Below are 13,263 nucleotides of genomic sequence, written 5' to 3'. Positions count from 1 at the left end.
CTTAGTATGCCTGCACACGGCACTGTGGCGCCTGCATTCCACACTTCCGAGTGCACGATGACCGCTGAACACTATTAACTCCGGCCATTTAATGGCGTGAAAAACAGAGGTAAATGCGATGCGCATTAGCATATTTGGTTTGGGTTACGTCGGTGCAGTATGTGCCGGTTGCCTGTCTGCACGGGGCCATGATGTAGTTGGCGTAGATGTCGCCAAAGACAAAATCGACATGATCAACGCGGGCAAATCGCCGATCGTTGAACCTGGTCTTGGCGAGCTATTGGCGCAAGGCATTCAAACAGGCCGACTGCGCGGTACAACCAACTTCGCCGAAGCCATTCGTGATACTGACTTGTCGATGATTTGCGTCGGTACACCCAGCAAAAAGAACGGTGACCTGGAACTGAACTACATCGAGGCCGTGTGCCGCGAGATCGGTTTTGTCCTGCGTGACAAGACCACCCGCCACACCATCGTGGTTCGCAGCACCGTATTGCCGGGCACCGTGGCAAACGTTGTCATCCCGATCCTGGAAGACTGCTCCGGCAAGAAAGCCGGCGTCGATTTCGGTGTCGCGGTCAACCCTGAATTCCTGCGCGAAAGCACCGCGATCAAGGACTACGACCAGCCGCCAATGACCGTGATCGGTGAGTTCGACACCGCTTCCGGTGACGTTCTGCAGTCGCTGTACGAAGAACTCGACGCGCCGATCATCCGCAAGGACATCGCCGTTGCCGAGATGATCAAGTACACCTGCAACGTGTGGCACGCCACCAAGGTGACCTTTGCCAACGAGATCGGCAACATCGCCAAGGCCGTCGGCGTCGATGGTCGTGAAGTGATGGACGTGGTCTGCCAGGACAAGACCCTGAACCTGTCCCAGTACTACATGCGTCCAGGCTTCGCCTTCGGCGGCTCCTGCCTGCCCAAGGACGTTCGTGCCCTGACCTACCGCGCCGGCGCCCTGGACGTGGAAGCACCGCTGCTCAACTCGTTGATGCGCAGTAACGAATCCCAGGTGCAGAACGCCTTCGACATCGTTTCCAGCCACGACAAGCGCAAAGTCGCGCTGCTGGGCCTGAGCTTCAAGGCCGGCACCGACGATCTGCGTGAAAGCCCATTGGTAGAACTGGCGGAAATGCTGATCGGCAAGGGCTTCGACCTGAAGATCTACGACAGCAACGTCGAATACGCCCGCGTCCACGGTGCGAACAAGGACTACATCGAGTCGAAGATTCCTCACGTCTCGTCCTTGCTCAACGCCGACTTCGACTCGGTGATCGACAGCTCCGACATCATCATCCTGGGCAACCGCGACGAGAAGTTCCGCGCGCTGACCGAAAACGTACCGGAAGGCAAGCAGGTCATCGACCTGGTCGGCTTCATGTCCAAGGCCACCAACCCGAGTGGCCGGACCGAAGGCATCTGCTGGTAAGTCTGTTTGCCGGCCGGGGCATGCCCTGGCCGGCCTTTCGCCTGCCTTAACCCATCGGGCCGCCCACAAGGCCCGCCCGAGATAGAGACGGATGCAGATTATGCACAGGCTAAAGCACGGCCTGCTTCAGGCCGCCGGTTGGCTGTTTTACTTGAGTTTATTGATGGGCATCGCCATGGCGCTGCCCACGTCCACGTTCGACTCCGAATCCAAGGATTTCATCTTCCTGATCGGCGCCGTGGGCATCTGGCGTTACTCCATGGGAGCGACGCATTTCGTGCGCGGCATGATCTTCCTGTACATCGTCTACCCGCACCTGCGCCGCAAGGTCCGCAAGCTGGGCAAGGCGGCGGATCCGTCCCATGTGTACCTGATGGTCACCAGCTTCCGGATCGACGCGCTGACCACGGCCCAGGTCTATAGCTCGGTCATTCGCGAGGCCATCGACTGCGGGCTGCCCACCACCGTGGTCTGCTCCATCGTGGAAATGTCCGATGAACTGCTGGTCAAGAGCCTCTGGGCCCGCATGAACCCGCCAGCGCGGGTCAAGCTGGACTTCGTGCGCATTCCCGGCACCGGCAAGCGCGACGGCCTGGCCTTCGGCTTCCGCGCCATCTCCCGTCACTTGCCGGACGACCGCGCCGTGGTGGCGGTGATCGACGGCGACACCGTGCTCGCCGAAGGCGTCGTGCGCAAGACCGTGCCGTGGTTCCAGCTGTTCGGCAATGTCGGCGGCTTGACCACCAACGAGTTCTGCGAAGTGCGCGGCGGCTACATCATGAGCGAGTGGCACAAGCTGCGCTTCGCCCAGCGGCACATCAACATGTGCTCCATGGCGTTGTCCAAGCGCGTGCTGACCATGACCGGGCGCATGTCGGTATTCCGCGCCACCGTGGTCACCAACCCGGACTTCATCGCCGATGTGGAAAGCGACTCGCTGCAGCACTGGCGCCTGGGCCGCTTCAAGTTCCTGACCGGCGATGACAAGTCGAGCTGGTTCAGCCTGATGCGCCTGGGCTACGACACCTTCTACGTGCCCGATGCGGCGATCAACACCGTCGAGCATCCGCCGGAGAAGAGCTTCATCAAGGCCAGCCGCAAGCTGATGTTCCGCTGGTACGGCAACAACCTGCGGCAGAACTCCCGGGCTTTGGGCCTGGGCATGCGGCGTCTGGGCCTGTTCACCTCGGTGGTGCTGTTCGACCAACGGGTGTCGATGTGGACCTCGCTGCTGGGCCTGACCGTGGCCTTGATCGCCAGCTTCAAGTACGGCACCGCGTTCATCCTGGTGTACCTGCTGTGGATCGGCATCACCCGGTTCCTGCTGACCCTGCTGCTGTCGTGCTCCGGACACAAGATCGGCCCTGCCTACCCGGCGATTCTCTATTACAACCAGATCGTCGGTGCCCTGGTGAAGATCTACGTGTTCTTCCGCCTCGACCAGCAGTCCTGGACTCGCCAGCCCACCCACCTGACCCGTGATCTCGCCAGCTTTCAACGTTGGTTCAACACTTGGTCGTCTCGGACCATGACCTTCTCCGCCGGCAGCATTTTTGTCGCCGTGCTGCTGACGATGGTCTGACCGGACTTGAATGAATTAACTAGGAAATCGCCCCTATGAACACCGCCGTGAATGTCAACGTAGTGCATGAATCCGAAGCCCAGCGCCAACACGCCCGGGTCAAAATCCCGGCCAAGCTGCGCTTCTTCGGTCCCGACCGCACGCCCATGGAAGTCAAGGTCCTGGACCTGTCCGCCGGCGGGCTGTGCTTCAACGCCGGCCAGCTGCCGCTCAAGGTTGGCGAGACCTACAAGGCTCGCCTGCAATTCGTCATCGACAACCTTGGCCTGGCCATGGACGTGGAATTGCAGATCCGCTCCTACGACCGCGAGACCGGCCGTACCGGTTGCCAGTTCCAGAACCTGGAGCCGCGGGACATCTCGACACTGCGTCACATCATCACCTCGCACCTGGCCGGCGACATCGTCGGCGTCGGCGACGTGCTGGCGACCCTGCAGCGCGACAACTTCACCAAGGCCCGCAAGCAGAAAGACGACAACGGCGGCATGAGCGCCTTCGGTCGCCTGCGCGCCGTGACCTTCAGCCTCGGGATCTTCATCGTTGGCCTGGCGGCGTTCGGGTTCATCTTCAAGTCGGTGTATGGCATGTACTTCGTCAGCCACGCCCAGGCAGGCCTGGTGAATGTACCGGGCATGGCGATCACCATGCCGCGCGACGGCACCGTGCAGAGCCTGGTCAAGGCCGACGGCGCGGCCGCCAAGGGCGCCCCACTGGCGACCTTCAGCACCAGCATGCTCGATGTGCTCAAGGGTCACCTGGACGACAACCAATTGCAGCCGTCCAAAGTCGAAGAGCTGTTCGGCAAGCAAATGACCGGCACCCTGACGTCGCCGTGCGACTGCATCGTGGCCCAACAACTGGTTGCCAACGGTCAGTACGCCAGCAAGGGCGACGTGATCTTCCAACTGGTTCCACGGGGCACTGAGGCCAACGTCGAAGCGCGTTTCTCCTATCGCCAGTTCGGCGACGTGCGCCCAGGCACGCCGGTCAGCTTCCAGGTCGCCGGCGAAGACACCACCCGTACCGGCAAGATCGTCAGCAGCACCAGCCTGAAAAGTGCCGACCTGTCCTCCGATATCCGTGTGCTGATCCAGCCTGACGAACCCCTGGACAGCGCGCTGGCCGGCCGTCCGGTAGAAGTCACCAGCGACCGTGGCCCGAACCTGAACTGGCTGATCGACAAAGCCATGGCCGTCGGTATTTAAGTCGAGGATATGCCCGTGATCACTCCACAAAACAACAATGCACCGCATTCCCTGTGGGAGCGAGCCTGCTCGCGATGGGATCGACGCGGTCTGTCTGGTACACCGAGCGGCCCGCATCGCGAGCAGGCTCGCTCCCACACAGGATATGCGTTGTGTGCACTGGCGCTGGCAGTCAGTCTTAGCGGTTGCGCCGGCCTGCCCGATCAACGCCTGGCCAACGAAGCCCTAAAGCGCGGCGACACGGCGCTGGCGCAGCAGAACTACCAGCAACTGGCCGACCTGGGCTACAGCGAAGCCCAAGTAGGCCTGGCCGATATCCAGGTGGACAGCCGCGATCCCGAGCAGATGAAAAAAGCCGAGGCGACTTACCGCGCCGCGGCCGACATCTCGCCGCGGGCCCAGGCGCGCCTGGGTCGCCTGCTGGTGGCCAAGCCCGGTTCCACCGAAGCGGAAAAACACGAAGCCGAAGGCCTGTTGAAGAAAGCCTTCGCCAACGGCGAAGGCAACACCCTGATCCCGCTGGCGATGCTGTACCTGCAATATCCCCACAGCTTCCCGAACGTCAACGCCCAGCAGCAGATCAGTCAATGGCGCAGCGCCGGTTATCCGGAAGCGGGCCTGGCGCAGATCCTGCTCTACCGCACCCAAGGCACCTACGACCAGCACTTGGATGAAGTCGAGAAAGTCTGCAAGGCCGCGCTGGCGACCACGGACATCTGCTACGTCGAACTGGCCACCGTCTATCAGAAACGCGGCCAGCCGGAACAGCAGGCCGCGCTGCTCAAGCAAATGCAGGACGGCCACGCCCGTGGCGTCGTTTCCGCCCAGCGCGTGGACAGCGTCGCCCGCGTCCTGGCCGATGCCAGCCTGGGCAAGACCGATGAAAAGACCGCCCAATCGCTGCTCGAAGGCATCGCCCCTGGCTACCCCGCTGCCTGGGTCAGCCTGGCGCAACTGCTCTACGACTTCCCGGAACTGGGTGACGTCGACAAGATGATGCAGTACCTGGAAAACGGCCGCGCCGCCGACCAGTCGCGCGCTGATCTGTTGCTGGGCAAGCTGTACTACGAAGGCAAGTGGGTCCCGGCCGATGCCAAGGTCGCCGAGGCGCATTTCCAGAAAGCCGTGGGCCGTGAAGTGGCCGCCGACTATTACCTCGGCCAGATTTATCGCCGCGGTTACCTGGGCCAGGTGTACTCGCAAAAAGCCCTGGACCACCTGCTCAAGGCCGCCCGCAACGGCCAGAACAGCGCCGACTACGCCATTGCCCAGCTGTTCTCCCAGGGCAAGGGCACCAAGCCCAACCCGGTCAACGCGTATGTGTTCAGCCAGTTGGCCAAGGCGCAGAACACCCCGCAAGCCACCGAGCTTGCCCAAACCCTCGAAGCACAATTACCGCCGGAACAACTTGCACAAGCGCAACGCCTGCTACAACAAGAGCAGGCCATTCGCGGCGCAATGAGCCCCGATACGCTTGAACTGCAAGCCCTAAAAGAAGATGACGGCGAGGAACCTCTATGAAGCTTTTGAAGCTCAATCCTTTTGTACAGGCTGGTATTGGCCTGTCGTTTGCCCTGTTGTGGTCCAGCCCGACCCTGGCGGCCCTGACTGACACCAAGAACTTCGGCCTGGAAGTGAAGATCACCGGCCAGTCCGAAGACGACCGTGACCTCGGCACCCAGAGCGGTGGCGACGTCAACGGTGTCGGCCTGGACTTGCGTCCATGGGTCTACGGCGAAAGCGAAAGCGGCGCCTGGAGCGCCTACGCCATGGCCCAGGCCGTGACGTCCAGCGACATCATCGAGACCGACACCCTGCAGCAGTCCGATGGCAGCACCCAGCAAACCGACAGCGGTGATCGCGAAGCCAAGAAAAGCTACCTGGCCATGCGCGAGTTCTGGATCGGTTACCGTGGCCTGACCCCTTACCCGGGCGAGCAGTTGAAGTTCGGTCGCCAGCGCCTGCGCAACGACGACGGCCAATGGCGCGACACCAACATCGAAGCCCTGAACTGGACCTTCGACACCACCTTGCTGCGGGCCAACCTCGGCGTGGCCGAACGGTTCAGCGAATACCGCACCGACCTCAAGGAACTGTCCCCCAAGGACAAGGACCGCATGCACGTCTACGGCGACGTGGGCTACCAGTGGATGCCAGGCCAGTGGGCCGGGATCCGTGCCCACCACTCCCATGACAGCGGCAGCCTCGATTACCCGACCCCGGGCGAAGCCACCGACACCCTGGACAAGACCGAGAACGGTGACTTGACCTGGCTGGGCCTGGAAGCCAACAGCGACGCCTACAACTGGCGCAACACCAACACCGTCAACTACTGGGCGAGCCTCACCGGCATGACCGGCGACCGCGACACCGTCAACCCGCTCAACGCCGACGGCACGCGCCCAACAGAAGCCAAGCACAGCGATGATGTCGACGGCTGGGCCACTGACCTGGGTATCCGTCTGCGTCTGGACCCGCAATGGCAAGTCGGTGCGGCCTATGCCCGCGCCAGCGAGGACTACGAGCAGAACGGCCTGCAGAGCAACCGCTCGAACTTCACCGGCACCCGCTCGCGCGTGCACCGTTTCGGCGAAGCGTTCCGCGGCGAAATGGCCAACACCCAGAGCGCCAGCCTGTTCGGTTCCTGGCAACTGCGTGACGAATACGACGCAAGCCTTGTGTACCACAAGTTCTGGCGCGTGGACGGCAACAAGCCGGTAGGCAGCAACGGCATCAACGCCGTGGAAAACAACACCGACGACGTGACCGGCGCGATCCTGTCCACCTCGACCCTGCCGCTGCGTGATGGCGACAAGGACCTGGGCCAGGAAGTCGACCTCGTCGTCACCAAGTACTTCAAGCAAGGCCTGCTGCCGGCCGCGCTGAGTCAGTCCATTGATGAGCCGTCGGCGCTGGTGCGCTTTCGTGGCGGCGTGTTCAAGCCAGGCGACGCCTACGGCAAAGAGGTCGATTCGTACATGCATCGCGCCTTTGTCGACGTGATCTGGCGCTTCTGATGCGAATGGCCATGGGAGTGCCCGATATGAACCGCTACCTCAGGAACAGCCAGGCGATGAAAGGTTCGATCAGCCTGTTGGTCGCAGCGATGCTGCTGGCCGGCTCGCCGGCGTTCGCCAACGTTGAACCGGTGGTCAAGCCGGGCAACGTGGCCAAGGAACTGCAACAAGCCAAGACCTACACCGTCAGCAGCGCGCCGACCGCACCGCTGGAGCTGGCCGCGCCGACCCTGCCCGACCTCAAAGGCTATACGCCCGAAGCGGTCGCGGCCAAGATCGTGCGCAGCAAGCCCGGCAAGATCAGCGTGCGCCGGATGATGCAGGAAAACGCCTTGAAAGACTTCATCGGCGGCGACAACAAGATGGCCGAGTGGGTGGTGCGCCAGCGCGGCATCCCACAGGCCATCTTCATCGACGATGGCTACATGAACCTCAAGGACCTGGTCAAGAAGGTGCCCAAGCAGTACCTCAGCGAAACCTCGCCAGGCGTATTCCTGGCCAGGATTCCGATTGTGGTCGGCCAGAAAGGCATCCTTGAGATCGACAAGCAAACCCAGGAATTGCGCCTGTCCCAGGAGGGCGGCGCGTTCCTGATCAACGATGGCCGGATGTTCATCCGCGACACCAAGGTCACCGGCTGGCGCGAAAAGGAAAACGGCCCTGCCACGTTCCGCTCACCCAATGAATTCCGTCCGTTCCTGCTGTCCTGGGGCGGCACCGAGACCTACATCGTCAACAGCAAGATGGCCAGTTTCGGCTACGCCAACAGTAAGTCGTACGGGGTGAGTATTTCCCAGTACACGCCGAACATGGCCAAGGTCCTCAAGCGCCCGGAACCGACCGGTTGGATCATCGGTTCCGAGTTCTCGGACATGTGGTACGGCTTCTACTGCTACGAAACCAACGACTTCGTGGTCAAGGGCAATACCTACAAGGACAACATCGTCTACGGCATCGACCCCCACGACCGTTCCCATCGGCTGATCATTGCCGACAACACCGTCTACGGGACCAAGAAAAAGCACGGGATCATTATTTCCCGTGAGGTCAACGACAGTTTCATTTTCAACAACCGCAGCTATGACAACAAACTCTCGGGCCTGGTGATCGACCGTAACAGTGTGAACAACCTGATCGCCTACAACGAGATCTACAAGAACCACACCGACGGCATCACGCTGTACGAGAGTGGTGACAACCTGCTGTGGGGCAACAAAGTGATCAGCAACCGCCGCCACGGCATCCGGATTCGTAACAGCGTGAACATCCGCCTCTACGAAAACGTGTCCATGGCCAACGGCCTGACCGGTCTCTACGGCCACATCAAAGACCTGTCGGACACCGACCGGGACATCAAGCTCGACCCGTTCGATACCGAAGTGTCGTTGATCGTGGTGGGTGGCGAACTCGCCGCCAATGGCAGCGGCCCATTGTCCATTGACTCGCCCTTGAGCGTTGAGCTGTACCGCGTGTCCATGCTCGCGCCGACCAAATCCAGCGGCATCAGCTTCACGGGGATCCTTGGCGAGCGCCAGGATGAAATTCTCGACCTGTTGGTGCGCCAGCAGAAAGCCGTGCTGATCGACCCTGTCGAACGCCAGACCGAAATGCGGGACTGAGGATGACCTTTATGAACCCACAGATGATCAAACTTTTGGGCCTGTCCGCCCTGACTGCCGGCATTCTCGCCGCTGCAAGTGGCGCGCGCGCCGATGAAGTCAAGGCACCGAGCTTCACCGCCGAACCGTGCTGCAACCTGTGCCCGGCGGCCCATGACGCGAAGAACTACACCACGCGCTACCAGCAGAACTTCACCACGCTGGTACAAGCCCAGGGCGATTGGCTGTTCCGGACCCAGGAAGACCTGCGCACCGAATTCAACACCTCGCCGGCCGGCTACAAGCGCCTGCAGCAGTTGCACGATGCGTTCAAGGCCAAAGGCGTCGAGCTGGTGCTCGTCTACCAGCCGACCCGGGGCCTGGTGAACCGCAACAAGCTCAACCCGCAGGAAAAAGCCGCTTTCGACTATGAGAAAGCCCTGGCCAACTACAAATCCATGCTCGGCCGTTTCGCCCAGATGGGTTATGTGGTGCCGGACCTGTCGCCGCTGACCAACGAAAACCTGCCCGAAACCCTGCCGGCCCACGATTTCTATTTCCGTGGCGACCAGCACTGGACCCCATACGGCGCCCAGCGCACCGCCAAGGTCGTGGCCGAGAAGGTCAAGCAGATCCCGGCCTTCGCCGACATCCCCAAGCGTGAGTTCGAGACCAAGAAGTCCGGTCGCATGGGCAAGACCGGCACCCTGCACAACATGGCCGGGCAGCTGTGCGGCACCAGCTACGCGATCCAATACATGGACCAGTTCACCACCGAACCCAAGGGCGAGGCCGGCGACGGCGACCTGTTCGGCGATTCCGGCAACCCGCAGATCACCCTCGTGGGCACCAGTCACAGCGGCAAGAACTACAACTTTGCCGGTTTCCTGGAAGAAGCCATCGGCGCCGACATCCTCAACGTCGCCTTCCCTGGCGGTGGTTTCGAAGGCGCGATGATCCAGTACCTGGGCAGTGAAGAATTCCAGAAGAATCCACCGAAGATTCTCATCTGGGAATTCTCGCCGCTGTATCGCCTGGACCAGGAAACCATCTACCGCCAGATGATGGCGCTGCTGGACAACAACGGTTGCGAAGGCAAGCCGGCGCTCATGAGCAGCAAGGCCAAGCTCAAGCCGGGCAAGAACGAATTGATGGTCAACAGCCAGAACATGGATCTGCGTAACGGCAGCCACCAGGTCGACATCCGCTTCGCCGACACCTCGGTGAAAACCTTGCAAGCCACCCTCTGGTACATGAATGGGCGCCACGAGGACATCAAGATCGAAAAACCGAATACCTCCGACACCGACGGACGTTTCGCCTTCCAATTGCGTACCGACGAGGACTGGGCCTCCCAGAACCTCTTGGCTCTAGAGGTCCAGGGTCCTGAAGCCGGCAAGGAGCCACTGCAAGTGGAAGCGAAAGTCTGCAAACGCAACGCATCTCCGCAAGCCGGGCAACAAACGGCTCAAATCGGACAATGAGGTCTCGTCTCATGACCAGTACCACGCGCACCCGAACGTTGAAAACGCTGCTGGCGCCCTCCCTGCTGACCCTGGCGATGTTCGCCGGGGCCACGCAGGCGGCGGCCCCGCTGCGCCCGCCACAGGGTTACTTCGCACCGATCGAGAAGGTCAAGGCCGGCGAAGCGGCCAAAGGTTGCGACGCCACGCCGACGCCCTACACCGGTTCCCTGCAATTTCGCAGCAAGTACGAGGGCTCCGACAAGGCCCGCGCAACGCTGAACGTGCAATCGGAAAAAGCCTTCCGCGACAGCACCGCCGACATCACCAAGATCGAGCGTGGCGTCAGCAAGCAAGTGATGCAGTTCATGCGTGACGGCCGCCCCGAGCAACTGGAATGCACGCTGAACTGGCTGACCGCCTGGGCCCAGGCCGATGCGTTGATGTCCAAGGACTTCAACCACACCGGCAAGTCCATGCGCAAATGGGCGTTGGGCAGCATGGCTTCGGCCTATGTGCGCCTGAAGTTCTCCGAGTCCCGTCCGCTGGCCAATCACCCGGAGCAGGCGCAATTGATCGAAGGCTGGTTCAGTCGGATGGCCGACCAGGTGGTCAGCGATTGGGACAACCTGCCGCTGGACAAGATCAACAACCATTCCTACTGGGCTGCCTGGTCGGTGATGGCCACCTCCGTGGCAACCAACCGCCGCGACCTGTTCGATTGGGCCGTCAAGGAATACAAGGTCGGCGTCAATCAAGTCGACGCCGAAGGCTATTTGCCCAACGAACTCAAGCGCAAGCAACGGGCCCTGTCCTACCACAACTACGCCCTGCCGCCATTGGCGATGATCGCCAGTTTCGCCCAGGTCAACGGCGTCGACCTGCGCCAGGAAAACAACGGTGCGCTCAAGCGCCTGGGCGACCGGGTGCTGGCCGGGGTGAAAGACCCGGACATCTTCGAAGAGAAGAACGGCGAAGAGCAGGACATGAAGGACCTGAAGGTCGATTCGAAATTCGCCTGGCTCGAACCGTTCTGCAGCCTCTACACCTGCTCGGAGGACGTGCTGGAACGTAAGCACGAAATGCAACCGTTCAAGACCTTCCGCCTCGGCGGGGACTTGACCCGGGTGTATGACCCTTCGCGGGAGAAAGGCGAGAAAGGGAGCTGACACCGTACCCCTTGCCTGGCGGCAAACCCATTGTGGGAGCGGGCTTGCTCGCGAATCGGTCTGACATCCAACAATGATGTCGACTGATACACCGCCTTCGCGAGCAAGCCCGCTCCCACAGGGGCAGTGTCAGACATGAACTGTATACGCCCCCCGGTTTTCATGGGGGGGTTTGGGGGGGCTCTGGCCCTTGACTGTTGATTCAACATGGAGAGATCGGGATGGTATTTTCATCCAACGTGTTCCTGTTCCTGTTCCTGCCGATCTTTCTCGGCTTGTACTACTTGAGCGGGCAACGCTATCGCAACCTGCTGCTGCTGATCGCCAGCTACGTGTTCTATGCCTGGTGGCGCGTGGACTTCCTCGCGCTGTTCGCCGGCGTGACCCTGTGGAACTACTGGATCGGCCTGAAAGTCGGCGCCGCCGGCGTGCGCACCAAACCGGCCCAGCGCTGGCTGTTGCTCGGCGTGGGCGTGGACTTGGCCATCCTGGGCTATTTCAAATACGCCAACTTCGGCGTGGACAGCCTCAATGCGATCATCACCGGCTTTGGTCTGAACCCGTTCATCCTGACCCACGTGCTGTTGCCGATCGGGATCTCGTTCTACATCTTCGAGTCCATCAGCTACATCATCGACGTCTATCGCGGTGACACACCGGCGACTCGCAACCTGATCGACTTCGCGGCATTCGTGGCGATCTTCCCGCACCTGATCGCCGGCCCCGTGTTGCGTTTCCGCGACCTGGCCGACCAGTTCAACAACCGCACCCACACGCTGGACAAGTTCTCCGAAGGCTGCACCCGCTTCATGCAGGGCTTCATCAAGAAAGTGTTCATCGCCGACACCCTGGCGGTGGTGGCCGACCATTGCTTCGCCTTGCAGAACCCGACCACGGGCGATGCCTGGCTCGGCGCCCTGGCCTACACCGCACAGCTGTACTTCGACTTCTCCGGCTACAGCGACATGGCCATCGGCCTGGGCCTGATGATGGGTTTCCGTTTCATGGAAAACTTCAAGCAGCCCTACATCAGCCAGTCGATCACCGAGTTCTGGCGCCGCTGGCACATCAGCCTGTCGACCTGGTTGCGCGACTACCTCTACATCACCCTGGGCGGTAACCGCAAAGGCACGCTGATGACCTATCGCAACCTGTTCCTGACCATGCTGCTCGGTGGTCTGTGGCACGGCGCGAACATCACCTACGTGATCTGGGGTGCCTGGCACGGCATGTGGCTGGCCATCGAAAAAGCGGTAGGCATCGACACCAACCCACGCAGCATCAACCCGATTCGTTGGGCGCTGACCTTCCTGCTGGTGGTGATGGGCTGGGTGATCTTCCGCGCCGAAAACCTGCACGTGGCCGGTCGCATGTACAGCGCGATGTTCAGCTTCGGCGACTGGTCGCTGTCGGAACTGACCCGCGCCAACCTCACCGGCCTGCAGATCGCCACGCTGGTGGTGGCCTACGCCACCCTCGCCTTCTTCGGCCTGCGGGACTTCTACACCAACCGTCCACCGGTCAAGACCAAGCCTGAGGTCAATACCGAAGCCAACGGCCCGGCCACCGCGCAACCGGGAATGATCAAGGCCGTGCCGGGTGACAACCCAGCGGCGATCCACGAGCCGGGCTACACCGTCGGCGTCGAGGCCCAAGTGCAACCGGCCTACTGGACCGTGGACTGGTCACGCTACGTGATGCGCGCCCTGGTGCTGCTGCTGTTCATTGCCTCGATTCTCAAACTCTCGGCGCAAAGCTTCTCGCCGTTCCTTTACTTCCAGTTCTGAGGGATCT

Annotated in this window: 9 protein-coding genes; all 9 read left to right on the top strand. The window is 61.4% G+C overall.

The window, feature by feature from the left end:
- The first annotated feature begins 118 nt into the window (after window positions 1-118).
- Complete coding sequence (locus HU767_RS16145; protein WP_053124910.1) at window positions 119-1,435, top strand: nucleotide sugar dehydrogenase; 1,317 nt, start codon at window positions 119-121, stop codon at window positions 1,433-1,435.
- Between the two features lie 97 nt (window positions 1,436-1,532).
- On the top strand, window positions 1,533-3,017 hold the full coding sequence (gene alg8, locus HU767_RS16140) for a mannuronan synthase (RefSeq protein ID WP_186729991.1): 1,485 nt from the start codon (window positions 1,533-1,535) through the stop codon (window positions 3,015-3,017).
- Between the two features lie 35 nt (window positions 3,018-3,052).
- Window positions 3,053-4,222: an alginate biosynthesis protein Alg44 gene (locus HU767_RS16135; RefSeq protein ID WP_186705147.1), complete on the top strand. Its 1,170-nt coding sequence runs from the start codon at window positions 3,053-3,055 to the stop codon at window positions 4,220-4,222.
- A gap of 9 nt (window positions 4,223-4,231) precedes the next feature.
- Entirely contained in the window at window positions 4,232-5,743 is a 1,512-nt protein-coding gene (algK, locus tag HU767_RS16130) for an alginate biosynthesis TPR repeat lipoprotein AlgK (protein ID WP_186705146.1), read from the top strand.
- A gap of 5 nt (window positions 5,744-5,748) precedes the next feature.
- Complete coding sequence (locus HU767_RS16125; RefSeq protein WP_186705201.1) at window positions 5,749-7,239, top strand: alginate export family protein; 1,491 nt, start codon at window positions 5,749-5,751, stop codon at window positions 7,237-7,239.
- 26 nt (window positions 7,240-7,265) lie between these two features.
- The gene (algG, locus tag HU767_RS16120) at window positions 7,266-8,858 is read left to right on the top strand and encodes a mannuronan 5-epimerase AlgG (protein ID WP_186729975.1); all 1,593 of its coding nucleotides are present in this window, start codon (window positions 7,266-7,268) and stop codon (window positions 8,856-8,858) included.
- A gap of 11 nt (window positions 8,859-8,869) precedes the next feature.
- A complete protein-coding gene (locus HU767_RS16115) occupies window positions 8,870-10,321 on the top strand; it encodes an alginate O-acetyltransferase (protein WP_186729974.1) in 1,452 nt (483 codons plus the stop codon).
- An 11-nt stretch (window positions 10,322-10,332) separates the two neighbouring features.
- Window positions 10,333-11,469: a mannuronate-specific alginate lyase gene (locus HU767_RS16110; RefSeq protein ID WP_186705143.1), complete on the top strand. Its 1,137-nt coding sequence runs from the start codon at window positions 10,333-10,335 to the stop codon at window positions 11,467-11,469.
- A gap of 221 nt (window positions 11,470-11,690) precedes the next feature.
- On the top strand, window positions 11,691-13,256 hold the full coding sequence (locus tag HU767_RS16105; protein WP_186705142.1) for an MBOAT family protein: 1,566 nt from the start codon (window positions 11,691-11,693) through the stop codon (window positions 13,254-13,256).
- Window positions 13,257-13,263: the final 7 nt, after the last annotated feature.

Source organism: Pseudomonas sp. SWRI179 (genome assembly GCF_014268705.1).
GTDB lineage: Bacteria > Pseudomonadota > Gammaproteobacteria > Pseudomonadales > Pseudomonadaceae > Aquipseudomonas > Aquipseudomonas zanjanensis.
The sequence above is the reverse complement of the archived record's forward strand: the minus strand, read 5'-3'. Positions and strand labels throughout refer to the sequence as shown.

Excerpts from the sequence above, each read along its gene's own strand:
- algK (WP_186705146.1), top strand. The coding sequence starts at position 4,232 with ATGCCCGTGATCACTCCACAAAACAACAATGCACCGCATTCCCTGTGG.
- algG (WP_186729975.1), top strand. The coding sequence starts at position 7,266 with ATGAACCGCTACCTCAGGAACAGCCAGGCGATGAAAGGTTCGATCAGC.
- HU767_RS16110 (WP_186705143.1), top strand. The coding sequence starts at position 10,333 with ATGACCAGTACCACGCGCACCCGAACGTTGAAAACGCTGCTGGCGCCC.
- HU767_RS16115 (WP_186729974.1), top strand. The coding sequence starts at position 8,870 with ATGAACCCACAGATGATCAAACTTTTGGGCCTGTCCGCCCTGACTGCC.
- HU767_RS16135 (WP_186705147.1), top strand. The coding sequence starts at position 3,053 with ATGAACACCGCCGTGAATGTCAACGTAGTGCATGAATCCGAAGCCCAG.
- HU767_RS16145 (WP_053124910.1), top strand. The coding sequence starts at position 119 with ATGCGCATTAGCATATTTGGTTTGGGTTACGTCGGTGCAGTATGTGCC.
- HU767_RS16105 (WP_186705142.1), top strand. The coding sequence starts at position 11,691 with ATGGTATTTTCATCCAACGTGTTCCTGTTCCTGTTCCTGCCGATCTTT.